The sequence below is a fragment of the Pseudomonas sp. P179 genome, from assembly GCF_000478485.2.
In the GTDB taxonomy this organism is placed as follows: Bacteria; Pseudomonadota; Gammaproteobacteria; order Pseudomonadales; family Pseudomonadaceae; genus Pseudomonas; species Pseudomonas aeruginosa.
Map to the genome: position 1 here is coordinate 1 of NZ_KI517363.1, position 20,944 is coordinate 20,944.

The window sequence follows — 20,944 nt, forward strand, 5'->3', positions numbered from 1 at the left end:
GCCATTGTCGACCGCGGAATAGACACTGCAGACCAGCGCAACCTTGCCACCCATGCGATGGGAGATGGCCGGGTTGATCTCGACGGTTTCGATCCCTGGAGCGGAGGCGCTGGCACTCACCACGTCACCGGTATGGAACACAAAGGGATCAGCATCGAAGGAGCCTCGCTTGTCAGGCGCCTGGATTATGGACATTCGACCGTCTGGGCGAAGGATGCCGATGCGCAGGTCTAAGTCGTCGTTGTCCCGACCGTCGCCGTTGTCCACCCAGGTGGCGCTGACCTTGATCGCCTTCGGCGCGGCCGCACCTTTCTCCAACGAGACTTTGTGTGAGGTTCCTGGCTTGTCCAAGGTGACAACTGACTTGGTAATGTTCACCGGCTTTGCAGGGGGCGCGGCCGGGGTTGGAGCAGCTGCCGGCGCTTCGTCGACCTCTACACCGTACATGCCGCAGAGCCCGGCCAAGCCAGAGGCGAAACCCTGCCAGACTGATCGCGCCTTTGCCTGGCCATTTCGAATGTAGAGTTCGAGCACGATGATCCCCGTCTCCCGGTCGAAGGCCCCGGGGGCAAGATCCAGTACCTGTTCGCCGGCGATGACTCGAGCAGTGAGATTGGGGACTTCGGCGAAGCCTCCACCGCTGCCGTCCTGGGTCAAGGTGATGGCGATCTTCGAAATTGTGGGTGGAAGACGGCTCAAGTCAAAGCTGATGCTGTGGCTGACCGTTCCGGCCTGGTTGATGGGAGGAGAGAAAGCAGCTGCGCCGGAGGCATGCTCTGGTGCATTGAAGAAGACCATTCCGCTGTCATCGATCACTTTGCCTGTGTCAGTGACGAGGAAGGCAGTCAGGTTCACGTCGAGATTTGCGCCGGCGGAATGCGCTACCAGGACCTGGCCATTGGGCTGGTTGATCGTTGTGTTCTCGCCGGGTTTCAGGGATTGACTCAATTTGGGTCGCCTATTCCTTGGTTGATGTGCAGGCGATCTCGCCTGGATTGCATTACTTGAGATCAGCACTCACCCACTCAGGGCCAAATCTCATTGGTGAAGTGTAACGGGCCCAGCCAAAGGTAGGAGTCCATAAGCCACTGACTGCCGTAGCGATTTGGCTTCCTTCATGTGCGTCGGTACACATCGATACACCTCGCAACAGTACACATCGTGGTCCGAGCACCCGAGGCTTCTGGCACAGTCCAACGGTTGTTACGGTAGATGCTCAAATCCTGAAGGAGGATCAGCCTGATGTCTGTCGCACTTTCTAGTCCAACTCCCCGTAAACAGCGCATCATCGAGATAGCCTCGGAGATCGTGGCCACCAAGGTTGAGCGCGGTGAACTCGATCCCAATGATGCGGGTGCAATGGACGCCGCTTGCAGGGAGGCCGTCCTCGATGCAAAGACGCTCTACGATGCTGCCGTTGAATACATCAGCTGAGGCCGCCACGGCGACAGAGCATTTCGTTCGAGCAGCCCCTTCGCCTGGCTAAGAAGGAGACCTTTCCCATGAGAAAACCAATCATTACCCCTGAAGACAACGCCCGATACACGCTGCCCATAGCCGATTATGTTCAGCTGATGCGTACGTCCAGAGGCGCGCTGGTGCCCACGTGCCACTTCACGGCGATGGAGTTCCACGAGTGCGACTCTGACCCCAGTGGCCGCAATGATGGGTATCAGTGCCGGCATTGCGGCCACACTCAGTCAAGCTTCGAAGCCTGGGCGAAAGTCGAGGCGCGCAACCAAGGGCAGACCACCTTGGGGCCAGGCCCTATTTAGGCCTTGCCCCTCCTGCCCGCTACCATCCCACTTCGCGGCTTCCACACCAGAATTAGGCCTTGGGATTGAGGAGGGGTCCATCAGGACACCCCTACTCTGGCTACCTTCCACAGTTGCACCACGTCCGCAGCTCGATGACGTAACAGCATCGCTGCGTCAGCGCACGCGGACTCCAGAGTCATTGGGCCAGGAGTGATGGAGAAGGCTGCAACAATTCCAATGTTGCGCAGCCGCTGATACCCGGCTCCCAACGTGCCGGCGATCGCTACAGTCGGAACTCCTGCAGCAGCTGCGATAGCAGCTACCCCAGCAGGGGTTTTCCCATATAGCGTTTGCTCGTCCAGTTTGCCTTCGCCCGTGATCACCAAGTCAGCTCCTTGAACTGCCAGGCTGAGCCCAGACAGATCAGCGATCAGCTGAACGCCGGGCCTGAATTCTGCTTGGAGAAATGCCTTTGCAGCGAAGCCTATACCTCCAGCAGCGCCAGCCCCGGGGAAGTCACGAACGTCTTCCTGGAGCTGCTCTGCCACGATGTCGGCATACGCGGCCAATGCTTCATCCAGAGCCAGCACCTGATCAGGTGATGCACCTTTCTGTGGGCCGAAAACGTGAGAGGCCCCTTTCGGCCCGGTGAGTGGGTTGTCGACATCACAGGCAACATCAATCCGGACTTTATGTAGCCTTTCATCCAAGCTACTGAGGTCGATCCGCCGAAGGGCATTGAGCGCCAGTCCACCCTCCTCGAGCTCATCGCCGGCTGAGTCCAGAAACTTGGCTCTAAGCGCTCGCAACATTCCGGTACCGCCATCATTGGTCGCGCTACCACCGAACCCCATGATGATTCGTTGCGCGCCGGCGTTCAGAGCCTGCAGGACCAGTTGACCTGTGCCGAAGGTGGATGCGCGCGTCACGTCGCGGGCGGCAGGCGCTACCAGGTGGATGCCACTGGCAGCCGCCATTTCGATCACCGCCGTGCGGGATTCGCTCAACCACCCCCAGGCTGCCTGGACCTCTGCCCCAAGTGGTCCACGGACGCGGCTGAACCGGCGTTCACCCCCGGTGGCAGCCAGGACCGCGTCGACGGTGCCCTCCCCTCCGTCTGCCATCGGCACACATACGATTTCAGCGTCAGGAGCCGAATCTCGTACTCCCAGGGCAATGGCTTCCGCCACGAGCTCTGCTGACAGGCTTTCTTTAAACGAATCCGGTGCGATCACGACTTTCATGCAGTCCCCCTCGGGCCAAGCTGTTGTTTGAGGGGATTGTTCCTGCTTCAGGTGCGCGGCAGGTAGGTGGGAATCACAGACTTTATGACGGTCTTTTGTGCAATTTCACAAGGCCCACGAATCCCTACTCCGCAGCCAGGATCATAGCCAGATAGAGTTCAGTGATGCCCTTGGGGGATGCGAGGTCGAATCCGGTGATATCGGCTATTCTCTCCAGTCTGTAACGAAGGCTGTTCCGATGGATATTCAGTGCCTCTGCACAGGCTTGGCCATCACTTCCGTGCTCCACCCAGCACTTCAATGTCTTACGTAGCTGGCCATTACCATCCTCTTGCTGCAGGGAGAGGTAAGGCTCAGCCAGCTGCCGAAATCCATCCTCGGAACGATACCGCCACACTGCGACCGGAATTCTGTGAGCGGCCAGATCAAGCCACTGGATATCTGGGACCTTCGCTTGGGCGTAGGCCATCAAGTCAGATAGCTGCTCAACCTCAGAGCGCAGAGATCCGGTTTCGATGTTTGGGGTGCCGATCGCCACCCTGCTGAGTGAAATGCCGGCGCGAGTTACCCGCTCAGGAAAATCCGGTGGAACGGTGCGAGGTGGGCACCAGACCAGGCCTGATGCATGCAACGGAACGCACCAGGCGTCGGCTACCTGGTGCTGAATCCATCTGGTTACCTGCTCAATGTCGGATGGGTTGGCCAGGTCGAGGAGGATTGCCGTCCGACGAAGATCAGGTTTCAGACCCAATCGCTGGGCCTCAACGATGGCACGTTGAGCAGACTGGCCGGAAAGGAGGATGGCAGACAGAACATCTTCAGTCCGCTTCTGGAGCCAAATCTGGTGCCGCTGGTCGTTGCGCTGGGCCACCAACATTTCTGCGGTCATTCGGACCATCTCAGCGAACGTGCGGACCTCCTCGGGCTCGCCGGACACGCCGATGACGCCGATCAGTTGCCCCTCCAGGCACAGTGGAAGGTTCACACCTTCCTGAACGCCTCTGAGAGCGCTAGCAGCAGCACTGTCGATTTCCACAGCCCTATTATTGGCGAGGACCAGTTGAGCCCCTTCGTGTCGGGTATAGAGACGCTCAGCCTCCCCTGTCCCAATGATCAAGCCCTGGCTGTCCATTACATTCACGTTGCGCGGAAGGATGGCCATCGCTCGGTCGGCGATTTCCTGGGCGAGGGAGTGGTCAAGATCGAACATTTCCGGCGGCCTGTGTTTTGTTTCAGGCCAGTGTACCGAGGCCGGTGGTTGCTACCAGCTTTTCGGAAAATCATTGCTCGGGGCCCAGAAACCCTGAGGAAGTCGCAATAGTTTCACCGCGGCTGATGGGAGCGCTCATGAAATTCCGGTCCACTCTCTTGAACCGTCTACCCCTTCGGCCGCTCCTCTGCCCTGTTTCCCAGGATGCTTAATAAAACCGCGTCGGCCGGAGATCACCAACAGTCATCCAATGCGTTGGGGCGTAGCCTTGGGATATCGCCATTCGCCGGGCCTCGCGCGGGGTCACAGCGTTATCGAGGTCGACATGCTCGATCCCTGCTTCCACCTTGATCCTGAGGTAGAAGGCTTTGCCGGGATGCCTTTTCGCTAAGTCCTTGTCCATCATGATGACTTGTTCTGGGAAGTCGTCCGGAGGTGTAGCGTCTATTGCGTTCATACGGTGACCTGATTAGAGGTGGTTGGTCAGCGCGCCAGCACCCAAGGCAAACGCGGAAAGCGCTAAAGCTGCCCAGAGGAGCTTCATAAGGGCCGGGGCCAAGCTGATTGTCAGAGTTCTTTGCATCTGGGTGGCAGATTCGGCCCGTGCCTCCAACGTATCCCCGGCGGACGGCCGTGCAGGGTTCAGGGCTGTAACCCGATCTTCGATCTGGCTGGGCATATTCTGGATTTCTTCAATCTGCCTACGCAGGCCTTGAGTTTCTACTGCCTGCTTCTCCAGTAACTCGCGAATGAACGCTGCGTGTTGTTCTTCTTGCGAACTCACCGTTCCTTCCAGTTGCTCAATCTTGGATTCGAGAGATGCGATCTCTTCAGCATGCGCGGTTTGAAGTTCGGAGGCATGCAGGTGGGCGCCTTCAACAATGCGCTGTGCGGCCTCGACGGCTTTCTCAGACTGGTTTTTCTCTCGTTGCCACCTCGCCGCCAACTCCACGAAACTGGGGAAGGACAGGAAACTGACTTTCTGTTGGTTCCACCAAGGGCGGAGGTCTTGGGCACGCCGAACCCCAATCACCTTCTGTCCAGCAGCTGGTGAGACGTAGAACCCAACCCGAGTAAGGAATGTCTCGATCCGCGCGTCGTTAGCCCGGGCATCCTCTGGTTTGACCTTGCTCTGTGCCCCGATGGGAAGGTGTACCGCCTGGACCTGGTAGTTGCCACGCATCTCCGACTGCTGGATTAGTCGGATGAGTTGCGCCATGAGGTAGGAGCCAATGCCCAGCCCCGGCTGTCTGATCTCAATGCCTTCGGTGGGGCCAAATACGATCTGGCAGTCTTTGTGGTCGATGACACACCACACGGTGTTCTGATCGAGGTGGTACTGGCAGTCCGGATCTGAATCATCCCCTACGAATCGAAACGAAACGCGGAAGAACTCTGCTCCTCTGTGCAGTGATCCTTGCTGCTTGGAGGTTACAAGCTGGATCAATGCTAAGCGCTCTGTCCCATCGCTCTGGCGAACAAGACAGGCGCGGTCCTGTCCGGTTTGAGGGGAGGCATGGAGTTGCTTGCCTACCGAGATGAGAGTGGTCCTGCTCCGAGTTTCCGTAGTCATGGCATCGATCATTTGATGAATTACAGGGGCACAGCATAACAGCACCTTGACTTATCCCAGCTTCAGGCAAGCTGGAGGGAATGACAGGGCGTGCTTTGCCAGTGGCAGATCGGCGATGATGCCGGGGCGATTGTGCCGTAAGCACGTCGAGAGAAGAGATCGCAGCCCGGTACCCCGGGCTGCTTGCAGGAGGATCAGTTGGCGTCGAGTTCGTAGGACCGGCCCACGAAGAGAGAGGCGTAGAGGGGCTTTCCTTCGCTGACTTGTAGTGCTCTTCGAACTTACCTTCTTCGACTAGCTTGCGTGCGATCGCGCATTCGCTGTCGCTGTGTTCTCTCGCCTTGGCCCCGAAGTCACTTTGCCAAGTCGATAGGCCAGCTGCTTGGCATAACGCATCGAACTGCGATTTGCCGGCGTTACGGTGGGCGGTGTTGGAGAGGTATCTCCGGCAATTACCCTGTGTCAGCCCAGTTCAACCACGCTGGCTAGCTAGGGGCTTGGTTGTTCAATCTTCGGCGTTATCGTTCGGCATGTGCAGTAACTCAAGGCTGCACATTCGAGCCACTCGCGCTCCCTGGGCGCGGTACTATCCCTTCAGTACCTGGTGCACGTTAGAACTCTCAAGGAAGCACTAAATGCAGATCAGCCAAGGGCAACGTATCCCTCTATCGAGCCTCATTCAGGGCCAGTCTCTATCCCTCGCGATCCAGATCAACTCCCCCCATACAGTCGACCTCGCCTGTTTCGGCCTGGATGCTGCTGGGAAGCTTTCGGACGATCGCTACATGATCTTCTTCAACCAGCCGATCTCCCCTTGCGGCAGTTTGAAGCAAGCTGGAGCAGAGTTCAGTCTGAGCCTGGCTGGACTTCCCTCCTCAATCGATCGCTTGGTGTTTACCGCGGCAATCGACGGGGCCGGTGCCATGCGCGATATCCAGTCCTCATCTTTTGTAATCAAGGACCCGACCGGTCAAGTTGTTGCCACCTGCCCCTTCGCTGGCAACACCTTCGCCGCGGAGAAGGCCATCATGGTAGTGGACGTCTACCGCAAGGATGGCCAATGGCGTTTAGCGTCGAACCTCCAAGGCTTCAACGAAGGGCTCAGCGCCCTGGTGAAGCATTTCGGGGGCGAGGTTGCAGATGATGCAGCTCCCGCAAGTTCCCCAGCGCCAGCCCCCGTTCAAGCCACCATCTCGCTGGAAAAGAAGGTTGCGGCCGCGGCTCCGCAACTGATCAGCCTGGCCAAAAAGGCCCAGGTTAGCCTCGAGAAAGCGAAACTGACCCATGTGAAGGCGCGTGTCGCGCTGGTTCTCGATGCGTCGGGCTCCATGAACTCCCAGTATTCCAAGGGGCGTGTCCAAGAGGTGGTCAACAGGCTGCTGCCCCTGGCCGTCCACTTCGATGATGATGGCTCTATTGACTGCTGGGCCTTTGCAGCAAAGCCGCAAAAGCTCTCCGAAATCACCCTGAGCAACTACCAAGACTTCATCAACACCGACAATTACGGTTGGCGTGACTGGAACGTAGGCAGCCGGATCAACGACGAGCCCAGGGTGATGGAGCAAGTGATCAACTATTACCTCAACGACGGTGACCGGTCGCCCGTTTATGTTCTCTTCATCAGCGACGGTGGGGTACACGAGAACAGGAAGATCACCAAGCTCATGACCGAGGCTGCGAAGCTGCCCCTCTACTGGCAGTTCGTTGGCCTTGGGGGGCACGGCTATGGCATCCTGGAAAAGCTCGATGAGATGAAAGGCCGAGTGGTCGACAACTGCGGATTCTTCGCCCTGGATGATCTGCACCAGGTAAGCGAGGAGCAGCTCTACGACCAGCTCATGGAGGAATTCCCGAGCTGGATCAAGGAAGCTTCTGCGAAGGGGATCATCGCCTAGCGCGCCCCCAGATCCCTCAGGTGTTTTTACTGGGACGCCCCCTTCAACACAGAAAACCCGCCTAGATGGCGGGTTTTCTGTTTTAGGAGCGAGTACCTCGGAAACACAGTTCAGCCAAGGATGGCTAAATCCATTGGGGTAATCTCACGGAACCGAGATGCTCTGTCGAGGCTCACCACTGCCCCGAATGCCGTCAATGTCGCACCTGGATCGATCGCTTCCAGCCGGTTGAAGTCCAAGGTTTCCCATTGATCACGAGAGATCAGCGCCGAGATTACGTACTGATCCTCGATGCGTCCCGTTGCAGGATTTGTGCGCTGAATGTACCCGGAAGCAAGGCACTGTTGGATGCCTGGAAGCAAGGCAAAAACTTCCCCAACCACACGGAAAACGGTGCCGTAGCAGAGGGAGACGAAGTCCTTTCGAGTCTGGGCTTCGGACCTGGTTTTGAAGCTGAGCTTGCCATTGCCTTTAGCTTCAGCGGTTCTGTTCGGAACATCACCTTCATCGGGCAGGTCGATATCCAGGGCTATTCCAGTTACGTCGTGGGAGAACTCGTACTCGAGTAGTGTTTCTTTCGGCCAGGCGATGCCGGAAAGCACATAGTCCAGCGCGCGCTCCATCTGAGCGCTATATCCCTTTGCAGCCAGCCGGATGGTCTTCTCGATTTCGGCACGTGCCTTCTCGTGGGCGTCGCGGGCGGAGTTCCACTCAGCCAGATCCTGTTGGTACTGGGCCTCCAGTGCCTGAGTCTCCCTTTCCATCTTGGCACTTCGCAAGAGCATCTTGTCGAGTAGCCCGGGCGCGTCAATGGATGGTCGGCGCGGTTCTTCAAGGTTGAATGCAGATGGAAGCGCCGGCAGAGAACCTGGCCTGGGAGTCATCATGTGCACCGAAAGGCACCCATCGAGCCCTTCGTTGATCTTTGCTGCAGCTTTTTCGAGAAGCGCCTGGATCTCCTCACACTTTTCCAATTTCACGCGCTTAACGATCTCTCGCGGGAGCAGGTTGTCTTCCAGATCTGTGATGATCAACGAGCCATCATCGTCGACTTTGACCTTTATGGGCCCCGAATAGGCCGCTGTCTCTTCAGATGGACCAGGTGCGCGCCTCTGGCCAGATCGATCAAGCCGTTCACGATAGGACAGACCGGTCCCTGGCAGGCCCGCGTTAATGTAAGTGCCACGTTTGCCCATGGTTAGGCTCAATCCGCGGGGACCTATAGAGGTACTGATTCCCGAACCGCTGATGTTGAGCCGAACGCCGGGAACGATCGTAATCCGTTTGCTGAAGCGGAACCCCATATCTTCCTCCGAGATTCACTGGGGACGCCGGCCTGCCCACTTGCAGGCCGATGTCGATGCCAAGCTATGTCCGGCCGGCGAGGTAGTCGTCAATGTGTGAAAACTGCCGGTTACGGCACATCCAGGCGGTAAAGAAGGCGAACAATGCGCTTGCAGCGATTGCTCATCCACGCCGCCGGCGACGGTCCACCTTTGTTGTACAGCATAAGGCCCATTAGGAGCAGGTAGAGCGTGAACAGGACAACCTTCGCGTAGAGCGAGAGCAGGAAATACAGGGATGGACCGTTGCCTACTGGGTCCTAGGTAACGATGAGGAGGGCCAGGATTTGTCTTGGCCCAATGGAGGTTCAGCCAGCGCTCTGGCTAGCGGCGGTCAGTTCAGCGAAGGCTGTACCGGTCCACTTGTACCTAACAACGCTTTCGAGGCTCGGGCAGCACATTGGATCGTCGTCGCCGTGGGTCAAGACCTTCAAACCGAAAATGTTCTGGCCCATGACCTCGATGTCTGTTGCGCCACCTACGACAAGCTTCTGCTTGAGGGTCCAGCCGTCCGGCTCCTTGTAAAGGGCAGCCAGGGTTTGGTACGAGCCGTTCCCACCGCCCTGCCCTTCGATGGTGAAAAGGACAACAGCATCCTCTGCACCGTCGCCATTGAGATCCACTTGAACAACCTTGCGACCTTCTTCGTACTCACTTCCGCCGTCAGACGAAACTTCGGCAGCGACAAGACCATCGATGGCTGCCGGCAAGGTCAGTGCATGTCCGTCGGCGGAAAGGCCTTGCGGTTGAAGCTGAGATTGCTGCGACACTTCACTTACCGGTCGATCGGAGTGCTCTGCGGAGCCCAGGGTAGCTGGAGCTTCTTGCGGTTGAGGGGGATGTTTCTCATCGTTGTATTTCGCAGCTGCTTCAGCATTAGGCTTCAGCCCTGCTGCCTTCAGCTTGCTGACAAACACTGCCTTGGCACGATCCTGGAATGGCTTCAGGTCACTCGGCGCAAGCTCCATTACCCCTTTCTCATCGAATGGCTGGGCGTCACCCAGGAACCATCGGGAGAAGAAACCAGGGCGTCTTGATTCGAGGATCTCGATCACCTGGTCCTTCACTTCCTCCTCGGACTCCTCCCAGAGATCCCACCCTTCGTCTCCGAACATCGCAATGATGCCCTTCTTATCCTCCGGCCCAGAAAGAGGCACTGACTCAAGCACCTTGATATTGAAGTCGATGGTCTTGCTCACGCAGGTGTTCGTGAAGCTACCGAAGCATTCCTCGCGCAATTCCCGCTGCGCCATACCCAGCTTGAAATCAGTGACAGCATCACAGCCCACCAACCCCAGCACTCCACCTACAGCTAAAACCAACCTGAGTTTCATCTCGCGATTTTCCTTGTCCAGACATACAGCTTGTACGGCGCAGCAACTGGAGAGTTGCCGGTCGTAACATTCGTTCCCTTCCTACAGATGTGAAAAAGCCCCGGCCATGCCGGGGCTTTTTCCTGCCTTTCGGCTTAGCCGATGCTCACGCCGTGAGCTTCAGCCAGAGGCTTCAGGCCGCCAGCGAAACCTTGGCCGATCGCCTTGAACTTGAACTCGTCGTTGTGACGGTACAGCTCGCCGAAGATCATGGCGGTCTCGGTGGAGGCGTCTTCGGACAGGTCGTAGCGAGCGATTTCCTTGCCGTCGGCCTTGTTCAGGACGCGGATGTAGGCGTTGCCCACCTGACCGAAGGACTGCTTGCGAGCTTCGGCGTCATGGATGGTGACGGCGAAGACCAGCTTCTTCACGTCGGCGCCCAGGCCGGTCAGCTTGACGTTCACTTGCTCGTCATCGCCATCGCCCTGGCCGGAACGGTTGTCGCCCAGGTGCTCGACGGAACCATCGGTGGACTTCTTGTTGTTGTAGAAGATGAAGCTGGAGTCGTTCAGGACTTTGCCGTTTTCACCGGTGATGAAGATCGAGGCGTCCAGGTCGAACTCGGTGCCATCGGTAACGCGCGGGTCCCAGCCCAGGCCTACTACGACTTCGCTCAGGCCAGGTGCTTCTTTGGACAGGCTGACGTTGCCGCCCTTCGAGAGAGATACTGCCATGGTGTGATTCCTTGATTCAGTTGGGGTGAGGGATCAGTTGACGGTCAGACCGTAACCATTGGCCAGGGCCTTCAGGCCACCAGCGTAGCCTTGGCCGACGGCGCGGAACTTCCATTCGCTGTTGTGACGGTACAGCTCGGCGAAAATCATCGCGGTTTCGGTCGAAGCGTCTTCGGCCAGATCGTAGCGAACGATCTCGGAGCCGTTGGCCTCGTTGACGATGCGGATGAAGGAGTTGCTGACCTGGCCGAAGTTCTGGCGACGGTTTTCAGCGTCGTGGATGGTCACGGTGAAGGCGATCTTGTCGACGTCGGCCGGAACACGGCTCAGGTCGACTTTGATCGCTTCGTCGTCACCGTCGCCGGCGCCGTCGCGGTTGTCACCGGTGTGCTCAACGGAACCGTCCGGGCTCTTCAACTGGTTGTAGAAGATGAAGTCGGCATCGCCGCGGACTTTGCCGGTGGCGTTCAGCAGGAAAGCGCTGGCGTCGAGGTCGAACTGGGTGCCATCAGTGGAGCGCGGGTCCCAGCCCAGACCGACCAGGATTTTGGTCAGGCCAGGTGCTTCTTTGGACAGGGAGAGGTTGCCACCTTTTTGAAGAGACAGTGCCATGTATACAGCTCCTTGTGGTTGCTACTGATTACTGGTTTTCGGCTTGCGCTTCTTCCTTTTCGGGGAAGATCACGCTTGCCAGGATGCCGACTGCCAGAACTGCCAGGACGATAAGCAGGCTGGTGTTCGGATCGATGCTGATGCCGTGGTGGAACAGGTGGTCGGTGGCGTTCAGGCCGAGCTTGGCGGCGATGAAGAACAGCAGCACGACGACCGCTTTCTCGAGGTGCACCAGGTAACGCTTCAGTGCTTCGAGGACGAAGTAGAGGGTACGCAGGCCCAGGATTGCGAACAACATTGCGGAGTAGACGATCAGGGGCTCACGGCTCACCGCGATTACCGCCGGTACCGAGTCGAAGGCGAACAGTACGTCAGACACCTCGACTACGACCAGGCAGAGGAACAGCGGGGTGGCGAACAGACCGCCCTTCGCCGCCAGGCTCATGCCTTTGTTCTCGGTCTTCTGGACTTCGACTTCGAGCTTTTTACGGCTCACGAAGAAGTTGTGGCCGTACAGCTTCGGCCATACAGGGAAGAGCTTTTTGGCGAATCGGTAGGCGAGATGTTGGGAGTAATCCTCCTCAGCATCATCGTCGTCACCACCTTTGAGCATCATCACCGCCGTCCAAGCCACGATCAGCGCGAAGACGATCTCAACCCAGGGACCAAAGGCCAGTAGGCCGGTACCGATCGCTACGAACACGCCACGGAAAACGATTGCACCGATGATGCCCCAGTACAAAACGCGGTGGCGCAGACCATCCGGCACCTTGAACCAGGCGAAGATGGCCATGAAAACGAACAGGTTGTCGACCGACAGCACTTTCTCCAGGGCGTAACCGGTAACGAACAGGCTGGCGACTTCAGCGCCGTGTTGCACGTAGAGGAAACCTGCGAACGCCAGGGAAATCGCCACCCAGAACACGGACCAGATAGAGGCGCGCGCCAGCGTGATCGGCTTGTCAGCGCGGTGGGTAACCATGTCCAGCAGCAGGGCGGCAAGCGCCAGGCCGACAAATACCGCCATGGTCAGCGGTGGGAAGCCAATGTGAGTCGTTTCCACGTTTCAGTTCCTTACAGTTCGAAATCTGCGGGGTTCAAGCCCAGCTCCAGGCAGATCAGGCGAGCAACTGCCTTTTCCTTGTTATCAAAGTCGCCATCCGAGGCACCGACGGCGCACACCACACGGACCAGCAAGCGCGACTGCCCCTCATTGCTCTTGATCTTGCTGATCACTTTCAGAGCTTCCGCTTGGCCGATCTGGAAATCGAATTCGAACTTGCCGCAGGCGTCGTTGAAGACACCGATGACGTCATTCAGATTGAAGACTTTCAGCTCCGGCGAGTTATTGATGAAGCCGGTCATCTTCATTTTTTCTTCGGATTTAATCTCGCCGTCCGCGGCGGACATCAATGCACAGCCGTTAGCGATGGCGGCCATGAAGTCCCGGTTCTTATATTTACCTACCTCGGTAGTCAGCGTTTCGCGGGCTTTGGCCGCGTTGGTTTTCAGCCATTCGAGCATGTGTTCCCCCTCAATGAGCGGGGCACTAGGTCCCCGCCGGATAAGTTTTACTTGGAGCCCGCTTTCCAGCGCATCCCCCAACCGTAGGCTCGATCCATCTCTTCGTGCCCAGGATGGAAGTCGACTCGGCGAGAGACCTTAACGGCCCCATTCACGTTTTCAAGAAGAGCAATCGCACACATGCCGTGGCGACCTCCCTCCTCGTTCATGCGTACCTCGATCTCCGGTTGCCCGGGAACGAAGATGGTCACCACCCCGTCGGTTGCCTTCCAATTGGGAGCGCCGTCGTAGATGAAGGCGAACACCAGAATCCGTTTAACCTCGCTCCAGTGTTGCCCGTTGATGTGAAGCCATTCACCACCAGCGACAGAGCCAGTACGGTCATCCCCCATCAATTGGATGTACGGCTCTTCGCGCAGATCACCGAACCGCTTACCGAGCGCCTGTACAGCACCTTTGTAGCCGTCTTGCATTTCGAACAGGCAACCCAGGTCCAGGTCGATCGCGTTGCGTTTTCCAAGAAGGCCGCTAAGCAGACCAGTGCCGCCCTGGTTCCAGTTCAGGTTGACCTTTATCTCACCGAAGCCAGCAGACGTTTTTTCCAGGCTGATGCTCGAGCGAGACTTGTCGAGGGTCACCTTGCTGAGGCTGATCGTCGATTTCGGCGCGGCTGGCGGTACCGGCGCAGGAGCGGGTGCCGGCTGCGCCGTGTTCTGGGCCTGATTCCCCGACGGCGCTGCAATATCGACACCGAAATGCTTAGCCAGCGGCTCCAGGCCACCCGCGAAGCCCTGTGCGACACAGCGGAACTTCCACGCTCCCTGGCGCAGGTAGAACTCGCCAAGAATGAGCGCCGTTTCGTTCATCCCGCGTGTTGGGATCTGAGCTTCAATCCCTCCCGTAAGGGCCAGCGCCAGCGTCGAAACGCGATCGAAGGTTGCCTTGTTCTCGTAAATGGTCGCGGTGAGCGCAACTTTATCCACGGCAGGATCAACACGACTGAGATCGACTGTGAATTCAGCACGACCGGCCGAGCTGGCCGTCAGCTGGACTGCCCCGCTCAGAATGCTGGTTTGGCCATAGAAGCACATGTCTCCATCGCCGCGGACTTTCCCCGTGTTGGTCAGGGCGAACGCAGAGATATCAAGGTCTGCGCCTGGGATCGGCGTATAGCTGATGTCCACGCGCAGTTGGCCGGTGGCAACCGGCGCATTACCGCCAGGTACCAGTGTTGTCATGCGCGTACCGCCTGAATGGCCAGGTTGACGAGGTCATCCGCGGTGCGGCCGTTGGTGGATTGGCCGATCGCCTTAAAGTCCCAGTCGTTACCCTTGCGGCTGAGGCTGGCCATCACCACACCCGTGTGCTGGCCTTTTTCCGCGAGATTAAAGCGCGCCAGCTCCTGGTTCTTGGAGTTGTTCACGATGCGGCAGTAGGCATTTTCTACTTGGTCGAATTTCTGCCCACGGAAGCTGTTGACAGTGAATACCAGGTGCTGGACGGAGGCTGGCAGGCGCTGCAGATCGACGTTGATGGTTTCATCGTCGCCATCACCTTCACCAGTGAGGTTATCGCCGGAGTGCTTGATGGAGCCGTCCTTCGAGCTGAGCTGACGGAACCAAACCAGATCCACCGGCTTCATGTTTCCGTCCAGCAGAATGCAGGAGGCGTCGAGGTCGATGGAGTCGCTGCCGCCCCCGAGGAGCTTGGAGAGGAATCCACCGGACTTCACCGGGTCCCAACCCAGTCCCAGGCTGACCGAGGTCAGTCCGCTGCCGGCAGTTTTCTCCAGCGAGATGCTCTGATTTTTGCTCAGGGTGAGTGCCATGTTTACGCTCCTTGTTGATCTTCAGATTTCGAGTGGGAGGTACGCGGAGGAACACTCCCCGGGCTCCCTGCTTTGCTAAACCGTGGGCGGGAACGCCGCCATACGGGGTGAAAATGACGCCAATGCGCATCTTGCGCAGCAGCCAGTAATTCATGATCGCCGCGAGTATCGCCCCAGGCCCTTAACCGGTATTGGGTGAGCGGACCATAGATGGCTTCCAGTCGGAGTACCTTGTTCTCGCAGCGACAATTGTTTCCGCTGATCTTGCCGGTCAGCCGGCCATCGACCACTTCCAATTCTGTCCCGATTAGCTTGATACCGAGCCGGTCGGCGAATGGACGCAAAACCAGGACCGGAGAGGCTGAGCAAAGTGTCACCTCTGCTCCGGACGCCATTTCGGCCGCGACGGATCGTAACCCTGATGGGCGCATGAGCTTAGGCCAAACCGACTGGCAGAAATCTTCTGCTTTCTGGCCCACCCATTTGGCTTCCACGCCGGCGAGAAATGTGCTCACCAGTTGGGCCTTAAGCTCATCCCGGGACATGCCCCGGGAGAGATACCTCAGGCTGGGCAGCACCAGCCTGAGGATGCGAAGGGTGAACTCACGAGTGCCGAAGGCAAACCGAAGGAACGGCACGAAACTGTCGTGCCGGGTGAGGGTTCCATCGAAGTCAAACACCGAGAGCACCTTCGCTCCTTTCGGCCCTGCCTCCAGCATTTCGATGCTCATCAGTTTGCCTCGGCCAGGCGGACACTGTGCTCGCCATTACCCATTTCGGCGGGCTTCACTCCGTGCCACTTGGCGCGCTCGAGGATGTTTACTGCCCACTTGTAATGAGTAGCCGGCTCGCACATTGCGTCGTTGTGCTTGAAGACGGCGGGGGCCACATCGTTGACGATCAGCTTGGCGCAGTTGAGGTCCTCCAGACTCACGCGGAGCGTGTCCTGAATGATGCTGATCTGGCTTGGATGAATTGCCGTCTTGCCTACCAGTCCATGCGCGATATCGAGCTTCAACTCCTCCCGAAGAAGATGGGGGGTGGCCAGCTGCTCGAATACAGGGGCGGTCAGGGCAAAGCCCTGTGCTCCCATTACGCCGGCGAGCATGGGAATCACGTAGCTCATCGGTGTGTTGTAGAGCGTGGTGGCAGGGTTCCGGCGCAGGCCGAGGCAGCCCATTAGGTCGTTCCCGCCAATCCGGAGAGCGATGATGCGTTGGTTCAGGTTGGCTTTCAGAGCCTGGCCGAGCTCCACCATGGCACCCGGATCGTAAACATCGCTCGTTTCCAGAGTTGGCATGAGATAGAGATCAGGGTTGCTGACCGCGACCTCCCAGAAACCAAGAGACTTCAGCGTTAGCTTGGGAACGACGAACCCGTTGACGTGCTTAATCAGCGGCCATTCGTTCAACACTGCTGCCATCTCTGCATCGCGAGGACGGACGAATAGCAAAGGCCCCTGTTCCGGGCGGCCGCCACGGGCGTCGATGCCCATGAGGAGCGCCTGCAGATTTGCGAGCGCACTTTCGACGTCGATCGCCGCAACTGCGTCTTCCAGGCATACCACCAGTGAGCGAAGCTCAGGAATTTTCATCCCGAACACCACATCCAGGATGTCATCGCGGGTTGCCGGCATGTACAGAGTCGCGCCGAGAGCGAATGGAGAAATCGCCTTCATCAGTTCGTACTCCGGATGATGGTTACTGCACGGTACGGTCCCAGTGCCTCGCCGGCCTCCTCCACCGTTACCCCAGCGCGCTCAGTAAGATGCAGCAGGAGCTGCACGTCGCCGTCGTTACGATCCCGGACCAGCACGTGATCGGGCACTCGGCGCAGGACCGCTCGGGTTGCCTCGGCAATACCCGGTTTGACGCGGTTCAGGTTGCTGATGCCGAAGCGGGTAGCCAGGGAGGTGACTACGTTTTCAGCCGCGGCCTGGAGCTTCAGGCGCTGCTCGTGCATCCAGGGCGATGCCGTTTGAACGCTGCTCAGCGCTTGGCGCTCAGCCTCGATCTTGTCGATGAACTCACGTGTAACGTCGTGCTCATGCAGGTGGTCGTAAACCACGCAACCATGAAGCCCACCTTGAGCCGGCCAGATGGATCGAGACACCAAGCCTGAAACGGTTGCGCCCAGGATTCCGGACGGGATTACCCAGTCCTCTGCGGAGGCAGAGAGCCATGCGCGGCCGCAGGGGTCGGCGAGTACAACGAGACGTGGCTCTTCCGGGAAACGCTTGTCGGCTCCCAGCGTACGCTTGAGCTCGCCAGAAATTGCTCCCTTGCCGGTCCAGCCATCCACGAAGACGATGTTCTCAGCACCGTGTACCTGGATGATCGCTTCGAGGGCCACCGTATCGATCCCGCGATCACGGATAATGCTTACGCCATAATGGTGGGCGTCACGGCCCATCTCGACCAGTGCCCGACGGAGCAGGACGCCAAGTGGAAGACCGGCGCGCACGAAGGAAACCAGGGCGATGCTGGAGCCGGTGTAGGCAGTATTCAACGCCAAAGCCAGAGATTGAACATCTGCAGCCATGCGCGCCCCGTTCTGCACAAGTGCACGGGCGTACAGGGACTTGTGCACGTCGGTAGGCGCGTGTTCTTGGCTGATCATCTCCGAATAGTGCTTCTGATTGCTTTGAATCAGGCGCTCCTTCTCCGCGACATCGGTGACGCTCATTTGCACCGACTGCAGAAGGAAATGGACGTCTTCCGGCGCGTAGCTGCCGCTGCCGACGGTGTTCAGGGTGGCGAGGAGATTACTCATTGATCATCTCCTCCACGGCCTTGGCCAATTGGCTGCAAGCGGGTGTAGCCCACATGTGGCAAAGGTCCATGAATCCCAGGTCAGTGATGCTGTCGCCGAAGCCGAGGACCGGACGTTCACCGTTGATTTTGGCGTCACGGCGCAGCCATTCTTGAACGGCCAGGCGCTTAGCCAGCCCCTTGGGCAGGAAAGCGAGGTTGTTGCCGTTGGCGTGGATGTGCATGCCCTCCAGCATGCTTCGAGCCTGAACCTCGTTTAGGACCTTGGAGAGGACAGCGTCATCGGATTCGTTGTGTTTGGTCACCACGTAGTGGCGCAGGCCCTCTTCTTCCACAACCCAGCCGCGGAGCGAATAACCCATGTCCTTCCCAATCTGCAGGGTTGCTTCGCTCAACGCAGGCAGTCGATCCTGGAAGGTCCAAAGGGACTCGGCCATCTGTCCATGCCAGTCCTGATCCAGTGTGCCATCAGGCCGGAGCATTACACCCCCATGCGAGCAGATAGCCCCCTCGGTGAAGGGGAGCTTAACGCGGCTGTAAGCCTCTACGCTGCGCGCGGTGACAGGCACTACATCGGCCGAAGCCAGCAGCCAGTTGACGAAGGAGTGCTGGATCGGATTCATGTACCCATTGGGTTGGCCGTGTACATCCAGCGTCGCGGTAGTGCGCGGCGTACCTTCGACCATCTTGCGAGCGGTCTGGAACAAGGTGTCGTCGAGGTCGACGAATACCAGGGGACGATTACTGCTCATCGAAAATCACCTCCGCATTCAGGGCCATAACCAGCTCTGCAGGGACTGCCTGCGCGGGGGGTTCGGTGCAGATCAGAACTCGGTCAAACTGCCCCGGCTTCACGTTGTAGAGGAAGTTCGGGATGCCAAGACCGTAGTTGTCAGAGAACGACAGGGCATGCTGAATGGAGTGGCCCAAGGCGATTGGAGAGCGACTGGTGGAACTGAAGTGAACATCAGCGCCTGCACGCTCCAGACGCTCGGCCAGCAGGAAGGGACGCCAGACGAACTCACTGGTACCCAACACGATGATCTTTTCGCCGGGTTGGACCTGGATCTCGGGAGCAAGCGTGTCTTCCACATGACGGACGCCCAGGCGGCCCCAGTCTTTATCTGCCGAAAGTGGCCACTCCCCGATGGATACGGCCCCTACGTCTGGCATTTCGGGCAGCGGCGCTGCCTGGTCTTCATGGAACTGATAGGAGCCCTGCATCAGCGACACCGCTGTCGCCTGCTCGCCGATGGCATGGCGCACAGCGCCAGCAGACCAGTCCGTGAGGACGCACGTGACGACACGCTCGATCTTGCTCAGGCCTGCATCTACCAGGGCGCGATGCAAGTTGACGAAGGTCTTCCCGGTGGAAGCCTCATCGTCCACCAGTACCAGCGATCGAGCCTGGAGCATCATTTCCCGGACCTCTGGGTCGACGGGCATGTGGATCAGGTGGGCGCTGGCGTGGCTGTGTTCTTCCTCGAAACGAGCGAAGAGCTCGGTGCCAAGGGGGTGGCGAGTGCTGATGAGGTAAACGCTATCAGGGCGAGTTGCGCTGAAGGCGCGGTGCACGCCGGCACCGAGGCCTACGGCAGTTTCGGCCATGCCAATGACTAGCACCGGTCCGGGGAGATCAGGCGGGATTTCAGCAGCCAGGCTCTCGAAGCTGGCAGCCATGACCGATGGGCGCACTGGTATATGGCGGCCCAGCACTTTGGATACGAAGAGGAATGCCCGTTTGGGATTCCGACGCTCTGCAAAACCGAACAGGTTCGCGGGAGGGAGGACGGCGTCGTCGACTTTGACCTCAAGAAGTCCCCGCTTGAGTTGGGCGCGTAGGGACGTTGGAACTACGTTGTTTTCCATGATTGCTTCCTTGATTGGCGCGAGGGGTGACCCTAACGCCTTGTCCCTTGCTTTCAACCCGAAAAGGGCTTACGGATTCCGCGCCTCGATTTTCCAAAGCGATTGTTGGGCTTCACGGGCCATCTGGGATGTCGTGAAGGTCATTCCTGTCGGGGTACGATTGGGCTCTACACCGCAGGCGTCGAGAAACGCCAGGGCAAGTCCAGCCTTGACTGCGAAGTTCATGTTCTGCGCATCAGGAACAGTGGAGGTCACCATCCCCACAACCGATCCAGAACCATCGAACAGAGGGCTTCCGCTTGATCCCGGCTGAATCGGAGCAGTGAACTGGAGCAGGCTGGCGTCATTGTGTAGACCAAAGAGTGCAGATACGCCCCCCTGAGTAACGTGTACTCCTCCACCGGCCAGCCCTGCGAGTGGGTACCCGAGGGCAACTACTGTTTCCCCCAGGTCACAGCCAATCCCATCGCGGAAAGCCACTGGTTTGAAGATAGGTGCGCCTTGCACCCGGAGGAGCGCCAGATCATTCCGCTGGTCAACAACTACGGGCTCGGCACGATGCCGCCCTTCGAACGAAGCAATGTGGATCTCTTGCATGCCTTCGATCACATGCGCACACGTGAGGATATGAGTGGACGTCACAGCAAAGCCGGTACCGGTCGCGCCGGCTGCCGCTCGGTTCTGATCTGAGGACCCGGAGCGGCGATGAGGATAGGCATCGTCGATATTCAGCCCGATCCGACGTCCAAGCGCTGAGAGACCGTATGCCGACCCTTCAGCGAGAGCGCGGAATTTCCACTGTTGGTTGCGGCAGTAGAACTCCCCGACGATGATGGCTGATTCGCCATTGTCGGACAGGTCCAAGCTGACTTCGATCTGAGAGTCGACTTGCAGGCGAAGGGATCGGAGTTCGCTGACTGGTCCCATTGCCGAGAAAGTGTAAACCACCAGGAGCAGACGGTCGGCGCCCGTCGGCAATAGGGCTAGATTCAAGCTGCAGCTGACTTTCTCCTGCGCGCCACTCCACTGCATCCAGGGCTGGGAGACCTGAAACAGTGCTGCCTCCCCCTGGGGGTGGCGTTTATCGTCTAGTGGAAGCAGAGCAACAGCTGCGTATTCCCCGAATGCCGAGGAATTTCCGCACTCCAGCGTCCAGGAGCATTGCGCAGCTCCCAAAGCGGTGTTTGCGCCAGGCGCCAGCACCATCATCCCTGCTTCGCTCCTTGAGTCCCGTACCTTATAAAAAGCGGCAAAATAGTATCAAACTTGAG

Annotated in this window: 21 protein-coding genes; 2 read left to right on the plus strand and 19 right to left on the minus strand. The window is 58.4% G+C overall.

What is annotated here, in order from left to right; all coding sequences use genetic code 11:
- On the minus strand, positions 1-948 hold a 948-nt coding region (locus HMPREF1224_RS43685; RefSeq protein ID WP_010794496.1), incomplete at its 3' end, for a TerD family protein.
- Positions 949-1,242: 294 nt separating this feature from the next.
- Here HMPREF1224_RS43685 and HMPREF1224_RS43690 point away from each other — a divergent pair.
- Complete coding sequence (locus HMPREF1224_RS43690) at positions 1,243-1,434, plus strand: hypothetical protein (RefSeq protein WP_010794497.1); 192 nt, start codon at positions 1,243-1,245, stop codon at positions 1,432-1,434.
- Positions 1,435-1,855: 421 nt separating this feature from the next.
- On the opposite strand, the gene HMPREF1224_RS43700 is transcribed toward HMPREF1224_RS43690, so the two are convergent.
- The 4 genes from HMPREF1224_RS43700 to HMPREF1224_RS43710 all read right to left on the minus strand — a co-directional run bounded on the left by HMPREF1224_RS43700 (position 1,856) and on the right by HMPREF1224_RS43710 (position 5,784).
- Positions 1,856-3,001, minus strand: a complete 1,146-nt coding sequence (locus HMPREF1224_RS43700; RefSeq protein ID WP_010794499.1) for a glycerate kinase — start codon at positions 2,999-3,001, stop codon at positions 1,856-1,858.
- A 124-nt stretch (positions 3,002-3,125) separates the two neighbouring features.
- Positions 3,126-4,211, minus strand: coding sequence for a sugar diacid recognition domain-containing protein (locus HMPREF1224_RS43705; protein WP_010794500.1), 1,086 nt, complete (start codon positions 4,209-4,211; stop codon positions 3,126-3,128).
- A 208-nt stretch (positions 4,212-4,419) separates the two neighbouring features.
- Entirely contained in the window at positions 4,420-4,668 is a 249-nt protein-coding gene (locus tag HMPREF1224_RS0112985) for a hypothetical protein (protein WP_019437789.1), read from the minus strand.
- Between the two features lie 12 nt (positions 4,669-4,680).
- Positions 4,681-5,784, minus strand: a complete 1,104-nt coding sequence (locus HMPREF1224_RS43710; protein WP_010794501.1) for a hypothetical protein — start codon at positions 5,782-5,784, stop codon at positions 4,681-4,683.
- A gap of 635 nt (positions 5,785-6,419) precedes the next feature.
- Here HMPREF1224_RS43710 and HMPREF1224_RS43715 point away from each other — a divergent pair.
- Positions 6,420-7,679 carry a VWA domain-containing protein gene (locus tag HMPREF1224_RS43715; RefSeq protein ID WP_010794502.1) on the plus strand — a complete coding sequence of 420 codons (1,260 nt, stop codon included), beginning with the start codon at positions 6,420-6,422 and terminating at the stop codon, positions 7,677-7,679.
- Positions 7,680-7,789: 110 nt separating this feature from the next.
- On the opposite strand, the gene HMPREF1224_RS43720 is transcribed toward HMPREF1224_RS43715, so the two are convergent.
- From HMPREF1224_RS43720 to HMPREF1224_RS43785, 14 genes are all read right to left on the minus strand, one after another.
- On the minus strand, positions 7,790-8,983 hold the full coding sequence (locus tag HMPREF1224_RS43720; RefSeq protein WP_010794503.1) for a DUF4236 domain-containing protein: 1,194 nt from the start codon (positions 8,981-8,983) through the stop codon (positions 7,790-7,792).
- 347 nt (positions 8,984-9,330) lie between these two features.
- The gene (locus tag HMPREF1224_RS43725) at positions 9,331-10,356 is read right to left on the minus strand and encodes a hypothetical protein (protein WP_010794504.1); all 1,026 of its coding nucleotides are present in this window, start codon (positions 10,354-10,356) and stop codon (positions 9,331-9,333) included.
- 134 nt (positions 10,357-10,490) lie between these two features.
- Positions 10,491-11,069: a TerD family protein gene (locus HMPREF1224_RS43730; RefSeq protein ID WP_010792501.1), complete on the minus strand. Its 579-nt coding sequence runs from the start codon at positions 11,067-11,069 to the stop codon at positions 10,491-10,493.
- A gap of 33 nt (positions 11,070-11,102) precedes the next feature.
- Complete coding sequence (locus HMPREF1224_RS43735) at positions 11,103-11,681, minus strand: TerD family protein (RefSeq protein ID WP_010792502.1); 579 nt, start codon at positions 11,679-11,681, stop codon at positions 11,103-11,105.
- Between the two features lie 28 nt (positions 11,682-11,709).
- Entirely contained in the window at positions 11,710-12,744 is a 1,035-nt protein-coding gene (locus tag HMPREF1224_RS43740; protein ID WP_010794505.1) for a TerC/Alx family metal homeostasis membrane protein, read from the minus strand.
- An 11-nt stretch (positions 12,745-12,755) separates the two neighbouring features.
- A complete protein-coding gene (locus HMPREF1224_RS43745; protein ID WP_010794506.1) occupies positions 12,756-13,205 on the minus strand; it encodes a tellurite resistance TerB family protein in 450 nt (149 codons plus the stop codon).
- A gap of 47 nt (positions 13,206-13,252) precedes the next feature.
- Positions 13,253-14,443 (minus strand): TerD family protein, encoded by a 1,191-nt coding sequence (locus HMPREF1224_RS43750; RefSeq protein WP_010794507.1) that lies wholly within the window; start codon positions 14,441-14,443, stop codon positions 13,253-13,255.
- Positions 14,440-15,033, minus strand: a complete 594-nt coding sequence (locus HMPREF1224_RS43755) for a TerD family protein (RefSeq protein ID WP_010794508.1) — start codon at positions 15,031-15,033, stop codon at positions 14,440-14,442. Before HMPREF1224_RS43755 ends, HMPREF1224_RS43750 begins: the two co-directional genes overlap by 4 nt.
- Before the next feature lie 2 nt (positions 15,034-15,035).
- Positions 15,036-15,764, minus strand: coding sequence for an HAD family hydrolase (locus HMPREF1224_RS43760; protein ID WP_010794509.1), 729 nt, complete (start codon positions 15,762-15,764; stop codon positions 15,036-15,038).
- Complete coding sequence (locus tag HMPREF1224_RS43765; protein ID WP_010794510.1) at positions 15,764-16,711, minus strand: HpcH/HpaI aldolase/citrate lyase family protein; 948 nt, start codon at positions 16,709-16,711, stop codon at positions 15,764-15,766. The genes HMPREF1224_RS43760 and HMPREF1224_RS43765 overlap by 1 nt, the downstream gene beginning before the upstream one ends.
- Positions 16,711-17,805 carry a cysteine protease StiP family protein gene (locus tag HMPREF1224_RS43770; RefSeq protein WP_010794511.1) on the minus strand — a complete coding sequence of 365 codons (1,095 nt, stop codon included), beginning with the start codon at positions 17,803-17,805 and terminating at the stop codon, positions 16,711-16,713. The genes HMPREF1224_RS43765 and HMPREF1224_RS43770 overlap by 1 nt, the downstream gene beginning before the upstream one ends.
- On the minus strand, positions 17,798-18,556 hold the full coding sequence (locus HMPREF1224_RS43775; RefSeq protein WP_010794512.1) for an HAD family hydrolase: 759 nt from the start codon (positions 18,554-18,556) through the stop codon (positions 17,798-17,800). The genes HMPREF1224_RS43770 and HMPREF1224_RS43775 overlap by 8 nt, the downstream gene beginning before the upstream one ends.
- Positions 18,546-19,673 carry a phosphoribosyltransferase domain-containing protein gene (locus HMPREF1224_RS43780; protein WP_010794513.1) on the minus strand — a complete coding sequence of 376 codons (1,128 nt, stop codon included), beginning with the start codon at positions 19,671-19,673 and terminating at the stop codon, positions 18,546-18,548. Before HMPREF1224_RS43780 ends, HMPREF1224_RS43775 begins: the two co-directional genes overlap by 11 nt.
- A 69-nt stretch (positions 19,674-19,742) precedes the next feature.
- Entirely contained in the window at positions 19,743-20,882 is a 1,140-nt protein-coding gene (locus HMPREF1224_RS43785) for a trypsin-like peptidase domain-containing protein (RefSeq protein WP_010794514.1), read from the minus strand.
- Positions 20,883-20,944 lie beyond the last annotated feature (62 nt).

Excerpts from the sequence above, each read along its gene's own strand:
- HMPREF1224_RS43690 (WP_010794497.1), top strand. The coding sequence starts at position 1,243 with ATGTCTGTCGCACTTTCTAGTCCAACTCCCCGTAAACAGCGCATCATC.
- HMPREF1224_RS43730 (WP_010792501.1), bottom strand. The coding sequence starts at position 11,069 with ATGGCAGTATCTCTCTCGAAGGGCGGCAACGTCAGCCTGTCCAAAGAA.
- HMPREF1224_RS43755 (WP_010794508.1), bottom strand. The coding sequence starts at position 15,033 with ATGGCACTCACCCTGAGCAAAAATCAGAGCATCTCGCTGGAGAAAACT.
- HMPREF1224_RS43770 (WP_010794511.1), bottom strand. The coding sequence starts at position 17,805 with ATGAGTAATCTCCTCGCCACCCTGAACACCGTCGGCAGCGGCAGCTAC.
- HMPREF1224_RS43750 (WP_010794507.1), bottom strand. The coding sequence starts at position 14,443 with ATGACAACACTGGTACCTGGCGGTAATGCGCCGGTTGCCACCGGCCAA.
- HMPREF1224_RS43735 (WP_010792502.1), bottom strand. The coding sequence starts at position 11,681 with ATGGCACTGTCTCTTCAAAAAGGTGGCAACCTCTCCCTGTCCAAAGAA.
- HMPREF1224_RS43720 (WP_010794503.1), bottom strand. The coding sequence starts at position 8,983 with ATGGGGTTCCGCTTCAGCAAACGGATTACGATCGTTCCCGGCGTTCGG.
- HMPREF1224_RS43785 (WP_010794514.1), bottom strand. The coding sequence starts at position 20,882 with ATGATGGTGCTGGCGCCTGGCGCAAACACCGCTTTGGGAGCTGCGCAA.
- HMPREF1224_RS43745 (WP_010794506.1), bottom strand. The coding sequence starts at position 13,205 with ATGCTCGAATGGCTGAAAACCAACGCGGCCAAAGCCCGCGAAACGCTG.
- HMPREF1224_RS43705 (WP_010794500.1), bottom strand. The coding sequence starts at position 4,211 with ATGTTCGATCTTGACCACTCCCTCGCCCAGGAAATCGCCGACCGAGCG.
- HMPREF1224_RS43775 (WP_010794512.1), bottom strand. The coding sequence starts at position 18,556 with ATGAGCAGTAATCGTCCCCTGGTATTCGTCGACCTCGACGACACCTTG.
- HMPREF1224_RS43780 (WP_010794513.1), bottom strand. The coding sequence starts at position 19,673 with ATGGAAAACAACGTAGTTCCAACGTCCCTACGCGCCCAACTCAAGCGG.
- HMPREF1224_RS43700 (WP_010794499.1), bottom strand. The coding sequence starts at position 3,001 with ATGAAAGTCGTGATCGCACCGGATTCGTTTAAAGAAAGCCTGTCAGCA.
- HMPREF1224_RS43725 (WP_010794504.1), bottom strand. The coding sequence starts at position 10,356 with ATGAAACTCAGGTTGGTTTTAGCTGTAGGTGGAGTGCTGGGGTTGGTG.
- HMPREF1224_RS43710 (WP_010794501.1), bottom strand. The coding sequence starts at position 5,784 with ATGACTACGGAAACTCGGAGCAGGACCACTCTCATCTCGGTAGGCAAG.
- HMPREF1224_RS43765 (WP_010794510.1), bottom strand. The coding sequence starts at position 16,711 with ATGAAGGCGATTTCTCCATTCGCTCTCGGCGCGACTCTGTACATGCCG.
- HMPREF1224_RS0112985 (WP_019437789.1), bottom strand. The coding sequence starts at position 4,668 with ATGAACGCAATAGACGCTACACCTCCGGACGACTTCCCAGAACAAGTC.
- HMPREF1224_RS43760 (WP_010794509.1), bottom strand. The coding sequence starts at position 15,764 with ATGAGCATCGAAATGCTGGAGGCAGGGCCGAAAGGAGCGAAGGTGCTC.
- HMPREF1224_RS43715 (WP_010794502.1), top strand. The coding sequence starts at position 6,420 with ATGCAGATCAGCCAAGGGCAACGTATCCCTCTATCGAGCCTCATTCAG.